General features: G+C 65.2%; 17 protein-coding genes and 2 tRNA genes. 2 read left to right on the top strand and 17 right to left on the bottom strand.

Annotated features, from left to right (window positions below; all coding sequences use genetic code 11):
* Window positions 1–36: 36 nt before the first annotated feature.
* The 7 genes from dnaB to rnr form a co-directional block, all read right to left on the bottom strand.
* Window positions 37–1,431 (bottom strand): replicative DNA helicase, encoded by a 1,395-nt coding sequence (dnaB, locus tag PSEWESI4_RS04190; protein WP_187669923.1) that lies wholly within the window; start codon window positions 1,429–1,431, stop codon window positions 37–39.
* A gap of 177 nt (window positions 1,432–1,608) precedes the next feature.
* A complete protein-coding gene (rplI, locus tag PSEWESI4_RS04185; RefSeq protein WP_187669922.1) occupies window positions 1,609–2,055 on the bottom strand; it encodes a 50S ribosomal protein L9 in 447 nt (148 codons plus the stop codon).
* 21 nt (window positions 2,056–2,076) lie between these two features.
* Window positions 2,077–2,970, bottom strand: coding sequence for a YybS family protein (locus tag PSEWESI4_RS04180; protein ID WP_187669921.1), 894 nt, complete (start codon window positions 2,968–2,970; stop codon window positions 2,077–2,079).
* A 36-nt stretch (window positions 2,971–3,006) separates the two neighbouring features.
* Complete coding sequence (rpsR, locus tag PSEWESI4_RS04175; RefSeq protein ID WP_119891859.1) at window positions 3,007–3,237, bottom strand: 30S ribosomal protein S18; 231 nt, start codon at window positions 3,235–3,237, stop codon at window positions 3,007–3,009.
* Window positions 3,238–3,265: 28 nt separating this feature from the next.
* Window positions 3,266–3,682, bottom strand: coding sequence for a 30S ribosomal protein S6 (rpsF, locus tag PSEWESI4_RS04170; protein WP_187669920.1), 417 nt, complete (start codon window positions 3,680–3,682; stop codon window positions 3,266–3,268).
* 571 nt (window positions 3,683–4,253) lie between these two features.
* Entirely contained in the window at window positions 4,254–5,009 is a 756-nt protein-coding gene (gene rlmB, locus PSEWESI4_RS04165; protein ID WP_187669919.1) for a 23S rRNA (guanosine(2251)-2'-O)-methyltransferase RlmB, read from the bottom strand.
* Window positions 5,006–7,552, bottom strand: coding sequence for a ribonuclease R (gene rnr, locus PSEWESI4_RS04160; RefSeq protein WP_187669918.1), 2,547 nt, complete (start codon window positions 7,550–7,552; stop codon window positions 5,006–5,008). The genes rlmB and rnr overlap by 4 nt, the downstream gene beginning before the upstream one ends.
* A 208-nt stretch (window positions 7,553–7,760) precedes the next feature.
* Here rnr and PSEWESI4_RS04155 point away from each other — a divergent pair.
* Together PSEWESI4_RS04155 and PSEWESI4_RS04150 are read left to right on the top strand one after the other, a co-directional pair.
* Window positions 7,761–7,847, top strand: a tRNA-Leu gene (locus tag PSEWESI4_RS04155).
* A 108-nt stretch (window positions 7,848–7,955) separates the two neighbouring features.
* Window positions 7,956–8,042, top strand: a tRNA-Leu gene (locus PSEWESI4_RS04150).
* A gap of 195 nt (window positions 8,043–8,237) precedes the next feature.
* On the opposite strand, the gene PSEWESI4_RS04145 is transcribed toward PSEWESI4_RS04150, so the two are convergent.
* The 10 genes from PSEWESI4_RS04145 to PSEWESI4_RS04100 form a co-directional block, all read right to left on the bottom strand.
* A complete protein-coding gene (locus PSEWESI4_RS04145) occupies window positions 8,238–9,530 on the bottom strand; it encodes an adenylosuccinate synthase (protein WP_187669917.1) in 1,293 nt (430 codons plus the stop codon).
* A 52-nt stretch (window positions 9,531–9,582) separates the two neighbouring features.
* Complete coding sequence (locus PSEWESI4_RS04140; protein ID WP_187669916.1) at window positions 9,583–10,770, bottom strand: ATP phosphoribosyltransferase regulatory subunit; 1,188 nt, start codon at window positions 10,768–10,770, stop codon at window positions 9,583–9,585.
* Between the two features lie 35 nt (window positions 10,771–10,805).
* Entirely contained in the window at window positions 10,806–10,991 is a 186-nt protein-coding gene (locus PSEWESI4_RS04135) for a DUF2065 domain-containing protein (RefSeq protein WP_187669915.1), read from the bottom strand.
* 106 nt (window positions 10,992–11,097) lie between these two features.
* Window positions 11,098–11,967 (bottom strand): protease modulator HflC, encoded by an 870-nt coding sequence (hflC, locus tag PSEWESI4_RS04130; RefSeq protein ID WP_187669914.1) that lies wholly within the window; start codon window positions 11,965–11,967, stop codon window positions 11,098–11,100.
* Window positions 11,967–13,124: an FtsH protease activity modulator HflK gene (gene hflK / locus PSEWESI4_RS04125; protein ID WP_187669913.1), complete on the bottom strand. Its 1,158-nt coding sequence runs from the start codon at window positions 13,122–13,124 to the stop codon at window positions 11,967–11,969. Before hflK ends, hflC begins: the two co-directional genes overlap by 1 nt.
* A gap of 98 nt (window positions 13,125–13,222) precedes the next feature.
* Window positions 13,223–14,524 carry a ribosome rescue GTPase HflX gene (gene hflX / locus PSEWESI4_RS04120; RefSeq protein WP_187669912.1) on the bottom strand — a complete coding sequence of 434 codons (1,302 nt, stop codon included), beginning with the start codon at window positions 14,522–14,524 and terminating at the stop codon, window positions 13,223–13,225.
* A gap of 12 nt (window positions 14,525–14,536) precedes the next feature.
* Entirely contained in the window at window positions 14,537–14,797 is a 261-nt protein-coding gene (gene hfq / locus PSEWESI4_RS04115; RefSeq protein WP_187669911.1) for an RNA chaperone Hfq, read from the bottom strand.
* 88 nt (window positions 14,798–14,885) lie between these two features.
* Complete coding sequence (miaA, locus tag PSEWESI4_RS04110) at window positions 14,886–15,857, bottom strand: tRNA (adenosine(37)-N6)-dimethylallyltransferase MiaA (RefSeq protein WP_187669910.1); 972 nt, start codon at window positions 15,855–15,857, stop codon at window positions 14,886–14,888.
* A 92-nt stretch (window positions 15,858–15,949) separates the two neighbouring features.
* A complete protein-coding gene (gene mutL, locus PSEWESI4_RS04105) occupies window positions 15,950–17,827 on the bottom strand; it encodes a DNA mismatch repair endonuclease MutL (RefSeq protein ID WP_187669909.1) in 1,878 nt (625 codons plus the stop codon).
* Entirely contained in the window at window positions 17,824–19,239 is a 1,416-nt protein-coding gene (locus tag PSEWESI4_RS04100) for an N-acetylmuramoyl-L-alanine amidase (RefSeq protein WP_408004270.1), read from the bottom strand. The genes mutL and PSEWESI4_RS04100 overlap by 4 nt, the downstream gene beginning before the upstream one ends.
* Between the last annotated feature and the right edge of the window lie 3 nt (window positions 19,240–19,242).

Below are 19,242 nucleotides of genomic sequence, written 5' to 3'. Positions count from 1 at the left end.
GTCCAGCCTTCCAGCCTCCAGCGCCCTTATCGGCCCTTATTCGTCATCGAACTGGTAACTACCCGGCGCCAGGTTCTCGAAGCGCGAGTACTTGCCGAGGAAGGCCAGCCGCGCGGTGCCCAGCGGGCCGTTACGCTGCTTGCCGATGATGATCTCGGCGACGCCCTTGAACTCGGTCTCTGGGTGATACACCTCGTCGCGGTAGACGAACAGGATGATGTCGGCGTCCTGCTCAATGGCCCCGGACTCACGCAGGTCGGAGTTGATCGGGCGCTTGTTCGGCCGCTGTTCGAGGCCGCGGTTGAGCTGCGACAGGGCGATCACCGGGCAGTTGAATTCCTTGGCCAGCGCCTTCAGCGAGCGCGAGATCTCGGAGATCTCGTTGACCCGGTTGTCGCCGCTGGAGCCGGGAATCTGCATCAACTGCAGGTAGTCGACCATGATCAGGCCGATCTCGCCGTGCTCGCGGGCCAGCCGGCGGGTGCGCGCGCGCATCTCCGAGGGGCTGATGCCGGCGGTGTCGTCGATGAACAGCTTGCGGTCGTTGAGCAGGTTGACCGCCGAGGTCAGCCGCGGCCAGTCGTCGTCGTCGAGGCGACCGGAACGCACCTTGGTCTGGTCGATGCGCCCGAGCGAGGCGAGCATACGGATGACGATGGATTCCGAGGGCATTTCCAGCGAGTAGACGAGGATCGACTTGTCGCTGCGCATCAGCGCGTTCTCCACCAGGTTCATGGCGAAGGTGGTCTTACCCATCGACGGACGGCCGGCGACGATGATCATGTCGGCCGGCTGCAGGCCGCTGGTCAGGTTGTCCAGGTCGTTGAAGCCGGTGGACAGGCCGGTGATCGCGTCGCCAGCGTTGAACAGGCTGTCGATGCGGTCGATGGCCTTGACCAGTATGTCGTTGATCCCCACCGGCCCGCCGGTCTTCGGCCGCGCCTCGGCGATCTCGAAGATCTTGCGTTCGGCCTCGTCGAGGATTTCCTCGCCGCTGCGGCCCTGGGGCTCGTAGGCGCTGTCGGCGATCTCGTTGCTGATGCCGATCAGCTTCCGCAAGGTGGCGCGCTCGCGGATGATGCTCGCGTAGGCCTTGATGTTGGCCACCGACGGGGTGTTCTTGGCCAGCTCGCCGAGATAGGCCAGGCCGCCGACCTGGGACAGTTGGCCTTCCTTGTCGAGCTGTTCGGACAGGGTCACCACGTCGAACGGGTGGTTGCGCTCGGCCAGCTTGAAGATGGCCCGGAAGATGAGACGGTGGTCGTGGCGGTAGAAGTCGCCATCGGACACCGCGTCGAGCACCCGCTCCCAGGCGTTGTTGTCGAGCATCAAGCCGCCCAGCACGGCCTGTTCGGCCTCGATCGAATGCGGCGGCACCTTGAGGGCGGCGGTCTGCAGATCGTATTGCTCGGGGACGCTGATATCGTTCATGGGCTCGGCGGACATAATTCGGATTGGACAGACACAAACGGTGCCCTGGCGGGCATTCCCCATTCTTCTCTCGGGAGGCGGGGATATAACCCAAAAACAAAGGGCACGGCCCGCTCACGCAGGACCGTGCCCGATGTTACCGCCCGCACCCGAAGGTGCAAAGGCGATCGGTATTGCTTAGGCAGCCACCACGATGACGCGGACGGAAGCTTCGACGTCGGTGTGCAGGTGCAGCGCGATGTCGAACTCGCCAACGTTGCGGATGGTGCCGTTGGGCAGGCGAACTTCGCTCTTGGCCACTTCGACGCCAGCGGCGGTCAGCGCGTCGGCGATGTCGTGGGTGCCGATGGAGCCGAACAGCTTGCCTTCATCGCCAGCGGTGGCGGTGATGGTGACTTCCAGCTCGGCCAGTTGCGCGGCGCGGGTTTCGGCTGCGGCCTTCTTGTCGGCAGCGGCTTTTTCCAGCTCGGCGCGACGGGCTTCGAACGCGGCGATGTTGGCCGGGGTAGCGGCGGTGGCCTTGCCTTGCGGCAGCAGGTAGTTACGGCCGTAACCGGACTTGACGCTCACCTTGTCGCCCAGGTTGCCCAGATTGGCGATTTTTTCCAGCAGGATGACTTCCATTTGGGTCTTACCTCTTAACTTTTAACCTTCACCGTTCGCGGGTCCGGCGCCGTTCTTGCGCGCCAGGCGACCGCGAAAATCAATCAGACTGTCGACAATGGCAAACACCACCAGTAACGGATAAATCAGTTGCATGAACAGCAACAGGGTCACGTACAGCCCGACCAGCCAGAACTTGCCCAGCTTGCCTTGCTCCACCAGCCCATGGATCAGGGCCAGCCCGGCGAACGCCAGCGGCACGCTGCACAGCGGCGTCAGCATCGCGGCCTGGACCCCGAGGTTGGGGCCGAGCAGCATGCCGGCCAGGAGCAATAGCGCCAGCGCCAGCGGCAGTCGCAGCGCGCGGAACTCGCGGCCGAAACCACCGGGGTTGTACAACGCGGCCTGCCAGTAACGCCCGAGCATCAGGCTCAGCAGACTGGCCGCTTGCAGCAGACCCGCCATCAATCCGGTCAGCACCGGTGCCAGCAAGGCATTCAGCCGCGCCTGCTCTTCCTCCCCCATCTGCTGGTGGAGTCCACCGAGCATCTGCGGCATGAGTTTCTGCAACTCCGCCGCGATCGCCTCGATGGGTTCGCGAAACGCCGAGCCCAATACCACGCCATACACCACGCCGAGCGCCACGCTGGCCAGCAATACCCGTACCCAGGACTCGCTGGCGCGCAACAACAACGCCAGGACCAGCGTACCCACCAGCACCAGCACGGTGCGCGGCTCGCCGAAATACCACCAGCCCACGGCCGGCAGTATGGCCCAGAGCACGATGCCCAACGCATCGTTCAGACCGCGCCGCAGCAATACCAGGCTGCCGGCGGCGGCGCTCAACCAGAACAACAGCGGCAATGCCGCAGACCCCACCACCACGAGGGTGGCTTGCATACGTCCGCGCATGATGAACTCAGCCAGGGCACGCATGCGATTCAATCCTTACTGCTTGTCGACCGTCCGCTCTCAGCGGCCGTGGCTGTCGGTGTAGGGCAGCAGGGCCAGGAAACGGGCGCGCTTGATAGCGGTGCCCAACTGACGCTGATAGCGAGCCTTGGTACCGGTGATACGGCTAGGAACGATCTTGCCGGTTTCCGAGATGTAGGCCTTCAGGGTGTTGAGATCCTTGTAGTCGATCTCTTTCACGTCTTCAGCGGTGAAACGGCAGAACTTACGACGACGGAAGAAACGTGCCATGACAGTGGCTCCTCAATAGATCCGTGGATTACTCGTCAGCGTTTTCGCTGTCGCTGCTGTCCTCGCCCTCGGCGGTTTCAGCACTCTCGACGCGCTCGCGACGCTCACGACGCTCACTGCGGTTTTCCTCGGCCTTGAGCATCTCGGACTGACCGGTGACGGCTTCGTCGCGACGGATGACTAGGTTACGGATCACGGCATCGTTGTAGCGGAAGTTGTCTTCCAGCTCGGCCAGCGCCTTGCCGGTGCACTCAACGTTCATCAGCACGTAGTGGGCTTTGTGGACGTTGTTGATGGCGTAGGCCAGTTGACGACGGCCCCAGTCTTCCAGGCGGTGGATCTTGCCGCCATCTTCTTCGATCAGCTTGGTGTAACGCTCGACCATGCCGCCGACTTGCTCGCTCTGGTCCGGGTGAACCAGAAAGACGATTTCGTAATGACGCATAAATGCTCCTTACGGGTTGTAGCCTGCCACCGGAGCGGTCAGGCAAGGAGTGAATGACTCTTCTTGGTTTGCCGGGCCGGAGGCGCGCAAAGGCCTGCCAGCGCGGCAAGGGGCGACATTCTAGGGAAGCAGCCCGGCCGGCGCAAGGCGGACTGGCGATTATTTGAGCAGGCTGGAGGCTGGCCATTCACCTTCTGCGTCAAACCTTTTTTCGCGGCCATGGAACTGGGCGTCCCCGCCGATCCTACAGGTCAACATCGATGCCGACCTATAGGAGCGCGCCATGCGCGCGATCCCCAGAAACGCCAAAGCATCGCCAGCAAGCTGGCTCCTACAACAGCGAACGAGTAGCCCGGATGAAATCCGGGAGGCTGTTTACTGGGTCCCCGCGTTCGCGGGGATGACGGTCGAGGGAGAGGCTTTCACGTAGGGTGCGCCATGCGCACCGATCCGGTTCCAACACCTACGTTTCCGGCGAAACACCCTGCTGGCGCCAGGGTAAACGGTGCGCGCGGCGCACCCTACAAAAGCCGGGCCGCCTTTTCGTCCAGCCCTCCAGCCTCCAGCGCTTTTATCGGCTCTTGCCCACAACCTGCCGCTGCCTGACCGCCTCGAACAGGCACACCCCGGTGGCCACCGAGACGTTGAGGCTGCTGACGCTGCCAGCCATCGGCAGCTTGACGAGATAGTCGCAGTGCTCGCGGGTCAGCCGGCGCATGCCCTTGCCTTCCGCGCCCATCACCAGCACCAGCGGCCCGGTGAGGTCCTGCTGGTAGAGCTCCTGCTCGGCCTCGCCGGCGGTGCCGACCACCCACAGGCCGCGTTGCTGGAGCTTTTCCAGGCTGCGCGCCAGGTTGGTGACGGCGACCAGTGGAATCACCTCGGCGGCGCCGCAGGCGACCTTGCGCACGGTGGCGTTGAGAGTCGCCGACTTGTCCTTGGGCACGATCACCGCCAGCGCCCCGGCGGCATCGGCGGTACGCAGGCAGGCGCCGAGGTTGTGCGGGTCGGTGACGCCGTCCAGCACCAGCAGCAGCGGCACGCTCTCGGTGCGGTCGAGCAGTTCCTCGAGCATCGCCTCGCCCCACACCTGGCTGGGGCTGACCTCCGCCACCACGCCCTGGTGCACGCCCTCGATCCATTCGTCCAGCTCACGGCGGTCGACCTGGCCGACCTCGACCCGCGCCCGTCCGGCCAGGTCCAGCAAGGTCTGCACGCGCGGGTCGCGCCGCCCTTCGGCCAGCCAGATGCGCTTGACGCGCTTGGGATGGTGACGCAGCAACGCTTCCACGGCATGCACGCCGTAGATCTTTTCCCACTGACTCATGACTTGGCCTTGCGTTTACGGGGTTTGCTCGCGGCAGGCGCCGGCGCAGCCGACTTGGGCTTACCGCCCTTGCGGTGCTTGCTCGGCTTTGCCGGCTGCTTCGCATTCGCCGCCGGCCGGCCCTTGTCGCGTCCGCCCGACTTGGCTTCGGCGAGCAGCGCCTGCTTCACCGCGCGACTCTTCTGCACGTCGGTATTACCGAGTTCCGCGCCACCGGTCTTGCCCCCACGCTTCGCCGGGGTCTCGGCACCGCGGCTGCGCTTCGGCGAGGCCTTGCCCTGCACGCCTTCGGCCAGTTCGAAGTCGATCTTGCGCTCGTCCAGATCGACGCGCATGACCTTGACCTGCACGCTGTCGCCGAGGCGGAAGCTGCGGCCGCTGCGCTCGCCGGACAGGCGATGGTGCACCGGGTCGAAGTGGTAGTAGTCGGCCGGCAACGCGGTGACGTGCACCAGACCCTCGACGAAGATGTCGGTCAGCTCGACGAAGATGCCGAAACCGGTCGCCGCGGTAATCACGCCGTCGAAAACCTCGCCGACGCGGTCCTGCATGAACTCGCACTTGAGCCAGTTGACCACGTCGCGGGTGGCCTCGTCCGCGCGCCGCTCGGTCATCGAGCACTGCTCGCCAAGCTTCTCCAGGCCCGCCTCGTCATACGGATAGATGCGCGCCTTGGGCATGCTCGGCGCGCCGGCCCGCTTGACGTGCGGGGTCTCGCGCCTGGAGCGGATCACGCTGCGGATCGCGCGATGCACCAGCAGGTCCGGATAGCGGCGGATCGGCGAGGTGAAGTGGGTGTAGGCCTCGTAGTTGAGACCGAAGTGGCCGTTGTTGTCGGCGCTGTACACCGCCTGGCTCAGCGAGCGCAGCATCACGGTCTGGATCAGGTGGAAGTCCGGGCGGTCCTGGATGGTTTCCAGCAGGGCCTGGTAATCCTTCGGCGACGGCCCTTCCTTGGGTTTCTTGCCACGCTGCAGCGACAGGCCCAGCTCGCCGAGGAAGGCGCGCAGCTTCTCCAGGCGCTCCGGCGGCGGACCGTCGTGCACGCGGTACAGGGACGGAATGTCGTGATCCTGCATGAAACGCGCGGTCGCCACGTTGGCGGCCAGCATGCATTCCTCGATGAGCTTGTGCGCATCGTTGCGCTGGGTTGGCCTGATCTCGGCGATCTTGCGCCCGGAGCCGAAGATGATGCGCGTCTCCTGGGTCTCGAAGTCGATGGCGCCACGCTCGTGGCGCGCCGCCAGCAGCACCTTGTACAGCGCGTAGAGTTCCTTGAGATGCGGCACCACCTCGGCGTACTCGCCACGCAGCTTCTTGGCCTCGGCACTCTTCGGCTGTTCGAGCATGGCGCTGACCTTGTTGTAGGTCAGCCGCGCATGGGAGTGGATCACCGCCTCGTAGAACTGGTAGTCGACCAGCTTGCCGGTCTTGGAAAGGCTCATCTCGCAGACCATCGCCAGGCGGTCGACGTGCGGATTCAGCGAGCACAGGCCGTTGGAAAGCTCCTCGGGCAGCATCGGCACCACGCGCTCGGGGAAGTACACCGAGTTGCCGCGCACCTGCGCCTCTTCGTCCAGCGCCGAACCGACCTTGACGTAGTGCGACACGTCGGCGATCGCCACGTAGAGCTTCCAGCCGCCGGAAAACAGCTTCCAGCGGCTGCTGTTCTTCTCGCAGTACACGGCGTCGTCGAAGTCGCGCGCGTCCTCACCGTCGATGGTGACGAACGGCAGGTGGCGCAGGTCGATGCGCTTCTCCTTGTCCTTCTCCTCGACTTCCGGCTTGAGCTTGCGCGCCTCGCGGATCACCGCCTGCGGCCAGACATGGGGGATGTCATAGCTGCGCAGGGCGACGTCGATCTCCATGCCCGGCGCCATGTAGTTGCCGATCACCTCGACGATGTCGCCCTGCGGCTGGAAGCGCGCGGTCGGCCAGTGGGTGATCCTGATCTCGACGAACTGGCCGACCTTGGCGCCGGCGGTGCGTCCAGGGGTGACCAGCACCTCCTGCTGGACCTTGGGATTGTCCGGGGTGACGAAGCCGATGCCGCCTTCCTCGAAATAACGGCCGACCACGGTTTCGTGGGCACGTTCGAGGATCTCGACGATGGCGCCTTCGCGGCGGCCACGCCGGTCGAAGCCGGAGACCCGGGCGAGCACGATGTCGCCGTCGAACACCAGGCGCATCTGCCCCGGACTGAGGAACAGGTCGTCGCTGCCGTCGTCCGGGACCATGAAGCCGAAGCCGTCGCGGTGCCCGCTGACGCGGCCGCGGATCAGGTCCAGCTTGTCCACCGGCGCGTAGGTGCCACGACGGGTATAGATCAGTTGCCCATCGCGCTCCATGGCGCGCAGACGGCGGCGCAGTGCTTCGACCTGCTCCTCTTCGGTCAGGCCGAATTCTTCGAGGAGCTGCTCACGGCTCGCCGGCGAGCCGCGCTCGGCGAGGTGATGAAGGATCAGCTCGCGACTGGGAATGGGGTTTTCGTATTTTTCCGCTTCACGCGCGGCCTCGGGATCGAGGGATTGCCAATCGGCCATTTAAGTGGGGTTACCTTTGTTTTTGCACAAATAGATGCGTCATTCGTCTATTGAAGCGCGAAATTGCCTGTCGACGCAGCTTTTCAGGCGACAATAATTTTTTCGCCATCAGGGGTTTACAAGCCAAATAGGCGCCCGTATAGTTCGCGCCCACAGCGTCGAGGAGACGTTGTAACACGGAACGACATGAGCAATCATTCGTTTCAGTGCCCAGGTGGCGGAATTGGTAGACGCGCTGGTTTCAGGTATCAGTGGTGGCAACACCGTGGAAGTTCGAGTCTTCTCCTGGGCACCAATTTCAAATGAACCGAGCTGATGGCTCGGTTTATCGTTTAACGGAGACAGTGCTCCGTGCCGGCAACGGCGAAACACTGGTTCAAGCGATGAGCGATCGTCGTGCTGTGCCCAGGTGGCGGAATTGGTAGACGCGCTGGTTTCAGGTATCAGTGGTGGCAACACCGTGGAAGTTCGAGTCTTCTCCTGGGCACCAATTTCAAAGAACCGAGCCGAATGGCTCGGTTTTTTTATGCCTGCGATTTGCTGGTTCTCTATTGGATTCCCGCGTTCGCGGGAATGACTGGGGTTCAGGGCACACACTCGCCATCCCCGCGGACGCGAGGAACCAATAAAGACGCCCAAGAAAAAGGGCCGCACATGGCGGCCCTTCTCTCTTCCATCACCCAGCTCAGGCGAACGGATGGCGCAGCACGATGGTCTCGTTGCGGTCCGGGCCGGTGGAGATGATGTCGATCGGCGCGCCGACCAGCTCTTCCACGCGCTTGATGTAGGCACGGGCATTGGCCGGCAGTTCATCCAGGCTCTTCACCCCGACGGTCGACTCGCTCCAGCCCGGCATTTCCTCGTACACCGGCTTCAGGCCGATGTAGCTGTCGGCATCGGTCGGCGCCTCGATCCGGTTGCCATCCTGGTCTTCGTAGGCCACGCACAGGCGCACGGTGTCCAGCCCGTCAAGCACGTCCAGCTTGGTCAGGCACAGGCCGGAGATGCTGTTGATCTCGATGGCGCGGCGCAGGATCACCGCGTCGAACCAGCCGCAACGGCGGGCGCGGCCGGTGGTCGAGCCAAACTCGTGGCCACGCTTGGCCAGGTACGCGCCGGTGTCGTCGAACAGCTCGGTGGGGAACGGACCGGAGCCGACACGGGTGGTGTAGGCCTTGGTGATACCGAGGATGTAGTCCAGGTACATCGGGCCGAAGCCAGAACCGGTGGCGATGCCGCCCGCGGTGGTGTTCGAGCTGGTCACGTAGGGATAGGTGCCGTGGTCGATGTCCAGCAGGGAGCCCTGGGCGCCCTCGAACATGATGTCCTTGCCCTCGTGGCGCATGTCATGCAGCAGCGCGGTAACGTCGGCCATCATCGGCGCCAGTTGCTCGGCGTAGGCCATGCATTCGTCGAGGGTCGACTGGAAGTCGATCGCCGGTTCCTTGTAGTAATTCACCAGCACGAAGTTGTGGTAGTCGAGCAGTTCGCCGAGCTTGGCGGCGAAGCGTTCACGATGGAACAAGTCGCCGACGCGCAGGCCGCGACGCGCCACCTTGTCTTCGTAGGCCGGGCCGATGCCGCGACCGGTGGTGCCGATCTTGGCGTCGCCACGAGCCTTCTCGCGAGCCTGGTCGAGGGCCACGTGGTAGGAAAGGATCAGCGGGCAGGCCGGGCTGATGCGCAGGCGCTCGCGCACCGGCACGCCCTTCTCTTCCAGCTTGGTGATCTCGCGCAACAGGGCGTCGGGGGCTACCACCACGCCGTTGCCGATCAGGCACTGCACGTTCTCGCGCAGGATGCCCGACGGGATCAGGTGCAGGACGGTCTTCTCGCCGTCGATCACCAGCGTGTGGCCGGCATTGTGGCCGCCCTGGTAACGCACCACCGCCGCGGCCTGCTCGGTCAGCAGGTCGACGATCTTGCCCTTGCCCTCATCACCCCACTGGGTGCCCAGGACGACGACATTCTTACCCATGATTCTTACCCTCTTGCGGAAGCTCGATGCCGGCGCGGGCCGGCGGGAAAACTCAAGAAGCCAGCGGCACCACTTGCCAGCCGCCATCGACCAGGACCAACTGGCGGTCGCAGCCAGCGGCGCGCGCAGCCTGCACGTCCTGCCCGGGCAATGCCTGAACCACGCGCTGCCTGTCGCGGCGCAGGCGCTGTACCTGTTGCCAGAGCAGCAGGTCGTGGTTGTCCGGCGCCCAGATGCCCGGCGGCACCTCATCGACCTGGATCTGGCCAAGGCTGACCAGGGTCTTCAGGTCGGTGGAGAAGCCGGTGGCCGGACGGGCGCGGCCGAAGTCGGCGCCGATGTCGTCGTAGCGACCGCCCTGGGCGATCGACTGGCCGACGCCCGGAACGAACGCGGCGAACACCACGCCGGTGTGATAGTGGTAGCCGCGCAGTTCGCCAAGGTCGAAATACAGCGGCAGCTCGGGATAGCGGCGACCCAGGCCGTCGGCGATGGCGATCAGCTCGTCCAGCGCCGCGTGCACCTCGGCCGGGGCCTCGACCAACGCGGCCTGGGCCAGGTCGAGCACTTCGCGGCCACCGCACAACTCGGCCAGCGCACGCAGCATCTTGCCCAGATCAGCCGGCACCGCTTCGGTGAGCGCGGCGACCTCGTCGACCGCCTTGCGCTGCAGGGCGTCGAACAACTGCTGCTCGACCTCCCCGGACAACCCGGCGGCGCGCGCCAAACCACGGTAGATGCCGACGTGGCCGAGGTCCATGTGCACGTCCGGCACGCGGGCCAGCGCGAGCATGTCGAGCATCAGGCTGATCACTTCGATGTCGCTGGCCGGGCTGGCGTCGCCATACAGCTCGGCACCGAGCTGGATCGGGCTGCGCGAAGTGGACAGCGCGCGCGGCTTGGCGTGCAGCACACTGCCGGCGTAGCACAGGCGGCTCGGCCCCTCGCGACGCAGGGTGTGGGCGTCGATACGCGCCACCTGTGGAGTGATGTCGGCACGGAAGCCCATCAGCCGGCCGGACAGCGGATCGGTGACCTTGAAGGTACGCAGTTCCAGGTCCTGACCGGCACCGGTGAGCAGGGATTCCAGGTATTCGATGTGCGGCGTTACGACGAACTCATAGCCCCAGCGCTGGAACAGGTCCAGCACCTCACGACGCGCCGCTTCGATGCGCGCCGCCTCCGGCGGCAGTACTTCCTCGATGCCATCTGGCAGCAGCCAGCGGTCTACCGTTGCCATTTCGCCATTCCCCTCTCGGTACGGGCGGCAAGCCTTCAGTGAAGCAGATACAGGAGGGCGGTACCCAGCAGCATGCTGGCCAGCCCGATGAGGCGCAGGTGACGATCAGGCAGCCGTGCCACCTGGACGATCGTCTCGCGCCAGCGTCGCGGATAGAGAAAGGGCAGGATGCCTTCCAGCACCAGCATCAGACACACCGCTATGCCGAGTTCCTGCCACATGATTCCCACAGACGCAAAAAAGCCGGGATTTTCCCGGCTGGCCCATCATAACACGTTTCCCGGATCGGTCACCCCGGCGGACGACTGGCGTCCGCCGGGGTGCTGATCATTGTCTGGACTTCTCCAGATAGCGGAAGAAGTCGCTCTTCGGGTCCAGCACCAGCACGTCACGCTTGTCGGAGAAGCTCTGCCGATAAGCCTGCAGGCTGCGGTAGAAGGCGTAGAACTCCGGGTCCTGGGAGTAGGCCCTGGCGTAGATCTCCGCCGCCTTGGCATCGCCATCACCACGGGTCTCCTCCGCCTCGCGATAGGCTTCGGCGAGGATCACCCGCTTCTGCCGGTCGGCATCGGCGCGAATCCCCTCGGCCAGCTCCTTACCCTTGGCGCGGTGTTCGCGAGCTTCCCGCTCACGCTCGGAACTCATCCGGTCGAACACGCTGCGGTTGACTTCCTTCGGCAGGTCGATGGCCTTGACCCGCACGTCGATCACCTCGATGCCCAGCTCACGCTGCGCCGCGCGGTTCAGCGAGGCGGTGACCTGGCCCATCAGCGCGTCGCGCTCGCCGGAAACCGATTCGTGCAGGGTGCGCTTACCGAACTGGTCGCGCAGGGAAGCCTCGAGACGCCGGGACAGACGCTCGTCGGCGATCTGTTTGATGCCCGAAGTCGCGGTGTAGAAGCGCTCGGCATCCAGCACCCGCCACTTGGCGAAGGCATCCACCATCAGCGCTTTCTTCTCCAGGGTGAGGAAACGCGAAGTGGAAGCGTCCAGGGTCATCAGGCGCCCGTCGAACTTACGCACCTGGTTGATGTACGGCACCTTGACGTGCAGGCCCGGCTTCACATCCGGCTCGACCACGCGACCGAAGCGCAGCAGCACGGCGCGCTCGGTTTGCAGCACGATATAGAAGCTGTTCCAGGCGACCAGCGCGACAACCACGCCGACGATCAGGGCGATCAATGATTTATTGCCCATCAACGACTCTCCCTCGTCCGCGGATCACGTTGCTGCAGATCCGAGTTGATCCGCGCGCCCAGATCGCTGCCCGCGGCGGCGGGCACGCCCGACGCGCTGGAGCCGCCAGGGCGGCTGTCGATCATCTTGTCCAGCGGCAGGTAGAGCAGATTGTTCTGCCCCTTGTCGCCGGATACCAGCACCTTGCTGGTGCTGCTCATCAGGTCCTGCATGGTCTCCAGGTACAGGCGCTCGCGGGTCACATCCGGCGCCTTGCGGTATTCCGTCAGCAGCTTGCCGAAGCGGTCGGCCTCACCGGTGGCGCGGGCGATCACCTCGTCGCGGTAACCGCTGGCATCCTCGAGCAGGCGCTGAGCCTGGCCGCGTGCTTCCGGGACCACGCCGTTGGCGTAGCTTTCCGCCTGGTTCTTCTCGCGCTGCTCGTCCTCGCGGGCACGGATCACGTCGTCGAAGGCTTCCTGCACTTCACGCGGCGCCGCCGCACTCTGCAGGTTCACCTGGGTCACGGTGATACCGGTGCGGTAGGTGTCCATGAAGCTCTGCAGGCGCTCCTTGACCTCGCTGGCCATCAGTTCACGGCCCTGGGTCAGCACCTGGTCCATCGCCGTCGAGCCGACCACGTGGCGCACGGCGCTGTCGGTGGACTGCTGCAAGCTCAGCTCGGGCTGGTCGACGTTGAGCACGAAGTCCTTGAGGTTGCTGATCTTGTACTGCACGGTCAGCGGGACCTCGATGATGTTCTCGTCCTCGGTGAGCATCTGCCCCTGCTTGCTGTAGGCACGCTCGCGGGTGACGTTCTCCTGGAATTTCTTGTCGATCGGCGGGAAGTAGAAGTTCAGGCCCGGACCAACGGTCTCGTGGTATTCGCCGAAGCGCAGCACCACGGCCTGTTCCTGCTCGTCGACGACATAGATGGCGCTGTACAGCCAGATCGCGGCCAGTACCGCCAGGCCGATGGCCAGCAGGCTGTAGCCGCCACCAGGGCGCTGCTCATCGCCGCCGCCCCGTTTCTTGTTGCCGAACAGCCCGTTCAGGCTCTCCTGCAACTTGCGGAAGGCCTCGTCCAGATCCGGCGGCCCCTTACGGTCGCCACCACCGCGGCGCCCTCCCCAGGGGTCCTGATTGTTCGAGTTGCCCCCCGGCTCATTCCAAGCCATAGCGCTCTCCATACTGATCAAGCAAAGACGCGTCGGAAGACGCGCCCGCCAATGCTACCGAATGCCCGCCATCAGCCGCAAAAACACGGTGGCAGGCTTTATTGCAAAGTGTGTTGCTCCAGGAACTCGGCCGGCTGCCAGCCTTCCCGGCTGACCAGTCGATTCAGCTCGACGCGCGGCAGGCGCACGGAGAGCAGGCTATCACCATCCTCGTCGTGCCCTTCGCTCTGAACCACGCCCAGGGCGAAGAACTGCGCCCGCAAACGCCCGAGGCGCTGCGGCAAGCATAGAGTACCGATGAAGATGTCATCGCCAAGCAGTTCGGCGATCGCCTGCCGCAACAGATCCAGGCCGACACCATCGCGGGCCGACAGCCAGACGCGCTGAGGCCGGCCCTCGGCATCGCGCTGGATCTGCGGCTCGACGCCTTCGAGCAGGTCCAGCTTGTTGTACACCTCGAGCTGCGGCTGTTCGCCGGCGCCGATCTCGTCGAGCACGGCCAGCACCTGTTCGATCTGCTGGTCGCGCTCAGGCTCGTGGGCATCGATCACGTGCAGCAGCAGGTCGGCATTGCTGGATTCCTCCAGGGTGGCGCGGAACGCCTCGACCAGCTTGTGCGGCAGGTGGCGGATGAACCCCACGGTATCGGCCAGCACCACCGGCCCGAGGTCGTCCAGCTCGAGCCGGCGCAGGGTCGGGTCCAGGGTGGCGAACAACTGGTCGGCGGCATAGACCTCGGAAGCGGTCAATGCGTTGAACAGGGTGGATTTGCCGGCGTTGGTGTAGCCGACCAGGGAAACCGAGGGGATATCGGCGCGCTTGCGGCCACGCCGCGCCTGCTCGCGCTGGCTGCGCACCTTCTCCAGGCGTTGCCTGATCTGGCGGATACGCACACGCAGCAGGCGCCGGTCGGTTTCCAACTGGGTCTCACCGGGACCACGCAGGCCGATACCGCCCTTCTGCCGCTCCAGGTGGGTCCAGCCACGCACCAGGCGCGTGCTCATGTGCTCCAACTGGGCCAGTTCGACCTGCAGCTTGCCTTCATGGGTGCGCGCGCGCTGGGCGAAGATATCGAGGATCAGCCCGGTACGGTCGATCACCCGGCATTCGAAGGCGCGCTCGAGGTTGCGCTCCTGGCTGGGTGTCAGGACGTGATTGAAGATCACCAGTTCGGCCTGCTCGGCCTTGACTAGGTCGCACAGTTCGTCGACCTTGCCACTGCCGATCAGGAACTTTGCGCTCGGGCGATGACGCGGAACGTTGACCAGAGCCATCGTTTCCGCGCCTGCCGACGCCACCAGTTCCTGGAATTCCTGCGGGTCTTCGCGCACCTCGGGATCCTGACCTTCCAAATGGACGAGGATGGCCCGTTCCCCCCCTTGGTGACGCTCAAAGAACAAGACGAACTCCTATCAGGCGTTACCCGGCTCTACGTCGGACGACTCACTGTCGGACGCGCTGGGCAGACGCACCGGGCGACTGGGCACCACGGTGGAAATGGCGTGTTTGTAGACCATCTGGCTGACAGTGTTCTTCAGCAGGATGACGAATTGATCGAAGGACTCGATCTGACCTTGCAGCTTGATGCCGTTGACCAGATAGATGGAAACCGGGACGCGTTCCTTACGCAGTGTATTGAGGTAAGGGTCTTGTAGCGAATGCCCTTTTGACATGTGCCGCACTCCTTTGAGGATAGTTTTTAAGAATCAAATGACATTAGGACCGCCTCACCCCCAAGGATAGACGGCCACAGCCGAGGTCTCAGCTCAATATGGAGACCGAGTTCAGGTATTTCAAGGCACGCGGCAGATTGTCGCTAGCCAGGCTGTCCAACCAGTGTAATCCAGCCCAGCCTCGCAACCAGGTGAACTGTCGTTTGGCCAGTTGCCGGGTGGCGATGACACCACGCTCGACCATTTCCGCCCGCGACAGCTTGCCGTCCAGGTAATCCCACACCTGGCGGTAACCCACTGCTCGCATCGACGGCAGGCCTGCGTACAGGTCGCCACGACGGCGCAGGGCTTCGACCTCTTCGACGAAGCCCTGTTCCAACATGTACTGAAATCTTTCCGCGATACGCCCATGAAGAATGTGGCGCTGAGCAGGAGCGATGGCCAGTTGGGCGACAGTATAGGGTAATTGCCCCACCGCCGAAGCCCCTGCCGTTGCGCTTTCCCTGGCCTGGAGCTCGCGGTGTTCGGTCATCGAACGGCCGCTGACCCGGAAAACCTCCAGCGCCCGCACCAGCCGCTGCGGATCGTTGGGATGGATGCGCGCCGCCGACTGCGGGTCTACCCGCGCCAGTTCCCGGTGCAGCGCCTCCAATCCTTCAGCGGCGGCCCAGGCCTCCAGTTCGACACGCACCTCGGGGGAGGCGCTGGGCATGTCGGCGAGCCCTTCCAGCAACGCCTTGTAATACAACATGGTGCCGCCGACCAGCAGCGGGATGCGGCCGCAGGCGCTGATCTCCGCCATGGCGGCCAGGGCGTCGGCGCGAAATTCCGCCGCGGAATAGCTTTCCAACGGGTCGCGGATGTCGATCAGGCGGTGCGGGAACTCGGCGAGCACCTCGGCCGAGGGCTTGGCGGTACCGATGTCCATGCCCCGGTAGACCAGCGCCGAATCGACGCTGACCAGGTCGCAGGGCAGCACGCGGGCGAGTTCGATGGCCAGGTCGGTCTTGCCGGAAGCGGTCGGGCCCATCAGGAAGATGGCGGGGGGGAAGAGGGACATCGGCGGACTCGGAAAGATAGGCTGAAGGCTGAAGGCTGAACGAAAGGCGGCTTTTTCGTCCAGCCGTCGAGCCCCCAGCGCTTTTGTCGGCTTCACCGCCCCCTGAGGAACAGCTTGTCGAGGTCATCCATGCCCAACTGGGTCCAGGTGGGACGGCCATGGTTGCACTGGCCGCTGCGCTCGGTGTGCTCCATGTCGCGCAGCAGGGCGTTCATTTCCGGCACGGTCAGGCGGCGGTTGGCGCGCACGGCGCCGTGGCAGGCCATGGTCGCCAGCAACTCGTTGAGATGGGCCTGGATGCGATCGCTGGTGCCGTACTCCATCAGGTCGGCCAGGACGTCCTGCACCAGGCGGTTGGCCTCGGCCTGCTTGAGCAGGGCCGGAATCTGGCGGACCGCCAGGGTTTCCGGGCCCAGGCGCTGCAACTCGAAGCCCAGGCGGCGGAACCATTCGGCGTGTTCCTCGGCGCAGTCGGCCTCGCGCTCGCTGACCGCCAGGGATTCCGGCACCAGCAGCGGCTGGCCGCTCAGCCCCTCGCTGGCCATCGCCACCTTGAGACGCTCGTAGGTGATCCGTTCATGGGCCGCGTGCATGTCCACCAATACCAGGCCGTGGCGGTTCTCGGCCAGCACGTAGACACCCTTGAGCTGCGCCAGGGCATAGCCGAGCGGCGGGATGTCGCCCTGGTCGTCCGGCAGCGGCGTCGGCGTAGTGTTGGCCAGCGGCGAGAAGTACTCGCGGTAGACACCCGCGGACTCGCCGGCCGGAACACCCGACGAAGCCGGCCTGGGCGCCTGGTAGCCGGAACCCGTTCCGCGCCACGCCGGGGCGGCCGACGGCGTTTCCAGCACGGTTGCGGCCAGGCCGATCTCGCCCTGCGGGCCGAACTCGCCGGCCGCCGGGCCGGTAGGCCGGACGATCTCGGCGACCGCCGCCGGCGCCGCCAACTGGTCCTCCGGGCGCACTTCGCCGAGCGCGCGGTGCAGCGTGCCGTAGAGGAAGTCGTGGACCATGCGGCTGTCGCGGAAGCGCACCTCGTGCTTGGTCGGGTGCACGTTGACGTCGACCAGCGCGGGATCGAGTTCGAGGAACAGCACGAAGGTCGGATGGCGGCCGTTGAACAGCACGTCGCGGTAGGCCTGGCGAACCGCGTGGGCGACCAGCTTGTCGCGCACCATGCGGCCGTTGACGTAGAAATACTGCAGGTCGGCCTGGCTGCGCGAGAAGGTCGGCAGGCCGACCCAGCCCCACAGATGCAGGCCGTTGCGCTCGATCTCGATCGGCAGGGCCTGCTCCAGGAAGGCCGGGCCGCACACCGAGGCCACCCGTCGCGCCTGGCTGGCGGCGTCGCTGGCTTCGTGCAGGGCGAGCACGCTCTTGCCGTTGTGGCGCAGGTGGAAGGCCACGTCGAAACGCGCCAGGGCCAGACGCCTGATGACTTCCTGCAGATGGTCGAATTCGGTCTTCTCGGCGCGCAGGAACTTGCGTCTCGCCGGCGTGTTGAAGAACAGATCGCGCACTTCCACCGAAGTACCCACCGGATGCGCCGCAGGCTGCACGCGCGGCTGCATGTCGCGGCCCTCGGTCTCCACCTGCCAGGCCTGCTCGGCGTCGGCGGTGCGCGAAGTGAGGGTCAGCCGCGACACCGAGCTGATCGAAGCCAGAGCCTCGCCACGGAAGCCCATGCTCATCACCCGCTCGAGGTCTTCCAGGTCGCGGATCTTGCTGGTGGCGTGACGCTCCAGGGCCAGCGGCAGGTCCTCGGCAGCGATGCCGGAACCGTCGTCGCGCACCTTCAGGAGCTTGACGCCGCCCTGCTCGACATCCACCTCGATGCGCCGCGCGCCGGAGTCCAGGCTGTTCTCCAGCAGTTCCTTGGCCACCGAGGCCGGGCGTTCGACCACCTCGCCAGCGGCGATCTGGTTGGCCAGCCTTGGGCTGAGCAGTTGGATACGTGCCGCTTCGCTCATGGCTGGGCCGCCAAGGTGGTGGCTGGAATGCTCAGTACCTGGCCAACCTTGATGGTGTCGCTCTTCAGGCTGTTGGCGCTGCGCAAGGCGGCCAGCGACACGTCGTAGCGCTGGGCGATCAGCGCCAGACTCTCGCCCGAACTCACCACATGCTCGCGCGGGGCGACGGAAAGCTTGCCCTGGTCACGCAGCCAGGCGATGTAGGTGCCCGGCGGCGGGCTCTGCTGGAAGAACTGCGTGACCCCGCTGGTGATCGCCCGCGCCAATGCCTGCTGGTGGCTGGCGCTGGCCAGCTTCTGCGACTCGTTATGATTGGAGATGAACCCGGTTTCCACGAGGATCGACGGGATATCCGGGGATTTCAGCACCATGAAGCCGGCCTGTTCGACGCGCCGCTTGTGCAGCGAGGTAACGCGCCCGACGTTGCTGAGCACCTTCTGGCCGACGTTGAGGCTGGAAGACAGCGAGGCGGTCATCGACAGGTCGAGCAGCACGCCGGCGAGCACGCGGTCCTTGTCGTCGAGGCTGACGCTGCCGACCCCACCGATCAGGTCGGAACGGTTTTCGTTGTCGGCCAGCCAGCGCGCGGTCTCCGAGGTCGCGCCGCGCTCGGAGAGGGCGAATACCGAAGCGCCGAACGCGCTGCGGTTGGGCGCGGCGTCGGCATGGATGGAGACGAACAGGTCGGCGCCCTTCTTGCGGGCGATCTCGGTGCGCTTGCGCAGCGGGATGAAGTAGTCGCCGGTACGCACCAGTTCGGCGCGGAAGCCTTTTTCCCGGTTGATCTGCCGTTGCAGCTCCTTGGAGATCGCCAGGGTGACGTTCTTCTCGTGCTGCCCCTTGGGCCCGATGGCGCCCGGGTCTTCGCCGCCATGGCCGGCATCGATGGCAATGACGATGTCGCGCTTGCCGCCCGGCAGCGGGACCGGCTTGGGAACCGGCTGGGTCGGGGTGACCGGCACTACCGGTTTCCCGGCGACGTTGCTCGGCGGCAGGCTGGGCGAGCTGTCGGCCCCCTGGTCGAACAGGTCGATCACCAGGCGGTCGCCATACTGCTGGTTGGGTGCCAGGCTGAAGCTCTTCGGCGTGACTGGCGCGGAGAGATCGATGACCACGCGCAGCTCGTTGGGGCTGCGCTGCGCCGAGCGCACGCCGGTGATCGGGGTATTGGTCAGCGATAACTGATCGAGCTTGGTGGCCAGTTGCGCGCCGGTGACGTCGATGACGATGCGATCGGGCGCAGCCAGGGTGAACACGCTGTGCTTGACGGGGCCGGACAGGTCGAACACCAGCCGTGTGTTGTCCGGCGCGCGCCACAGGCGCACACCCTTGACCTGGGCGGCGGCGAACACGTCCGCGGCCAAGGCCATCAGCAGCACACCCACCCCAAACGCCCGCGCGCGCATGCGCATAGA

The sequence above is a fragment of the Zestomonas carbonaria genome (genome assembly GCF_904061905.1).
Lineage (GTDB): Bacteria > Pseudomonadota > Gammaproteobacteria > Pseudomonadales > Pseudomonadaceae > Aquipseudomonas > Aquipseudomonas carbonaria.
Note: the sequence above shows the minus strand (reverse complement) of the source record. Positions and strands in the feature narration are given on the sequence as shown.

Bases quoted from the DNA above. Each gene is read 5' to 3' on its own strand.
- dnaB (WP_187669923.1), bottom strand. From the start codon at position 1,431: ATGAACGATATCAGCGTCCCCGAGCAATACGATCTGCAGACCGCCGCC.
- rplI (WP_187669922.1), bottom strand. From the start codon at position 2,055: ATGGAAGTCATCCTGCTGGAAAAAATCGCCAATCTGGGCAACCTGGGC.
- PSEWESI4_RS04180 (WP_187669921.1), bottom strand. From the start codon at position 2,970: ATGCGTGCCCTGGCTGAGTTCATCATGCGCGGACGTATGCAAGCCACC.
- rpsR (WP_119891859.1), bottom strand. From the start codon at position 3,237: ATGGCACGTTTCTTCCGTCGTCGTAAGTTCTGCCGTTTCACCGCTGAA.
- rpsF (WP_187669920.1), bottom strand. From the start codon at position 3,682: ATGCGTCATTACGAAATCGTCTTTCTGGTTCACCCGGACCAGAGCGAG.
- rlmB (WP_187669919.1), bottom strand. From the start codon at position 5,009: ATGAGTCAGTGGGAAAAGATCTACGGCGTGCATGCCGTGGAAGCGTTG.
- rnr (WP_187669918.1), bottom strand. From the start codon at position 7,552: ATGGCCGATTGGCAATCCCTCGATCCCGAGGCCGCGCGTGAAGCGGAA.
- PSEWESI4_RS04145 (WP_187669917.1), bottom strand. From the start codon at position 9,530: ATGGGTAAGAATGTCGTCGTCCTGGGCACCCAGTGGGGTGATGAGGGC.
- PSEWESI4_RS04140 (WP_187669916.1), bottom strand. From the start codon at position 10,770: ATGGCAACGGTAGACCGCTGGCTGCTGCCAGATGGCATCGAGGAAGTA.
- PSEWESI4_RS04135 (WP_187669915.1), bottom strand. From the start codon at position 10,991: ATGTGGCAGGAACTCGGCATAGCGGTGTGTCTGATGCTGGTGCTGGAA.
- hflC (WP_187669914.1), bottom strand. From the start codon at position 11,967: ATGGGCAATAAATCATTGATCGCCCTGATCGTCGGCGTGGTTGTCGCG.
- hflK (WP_187669913.1), bottom strand. From the start codon at position 13,124: ATGGCTTGGAATGAGCCGGGGGGCAACTCGAACAATCAGGACCCCTGG.
- hfq (WP_187669911.1), bottom strand. From the start codon at position 14,797: ATGTCAAAAGGGCATTCGCTACAAGACCCTTACCTCAATACACTGCGT.
- miaA (WP_187669910.1), bottom strand. From the start codon at position 15,857: ATGTCCCTCTTCCCCCCCGCCATCTTCCTGATGGGCCCGACCGCTTCC.
- mutL (WP_187669909.1), bottom strand. From the start codon at position 17,827: ATGAGCGAAGCGGCACGTATCCAACTGCTCAGCCCAAGGCTGGCCAAC.
- PSEWESI4_RS04100 (WP_408004270.1), bottom strand. From the start codon at position 19,239: ATGCGCATGCGCGCGCGGGCGTTTGGGGTGGGTGTGCTGCTGATGGCC.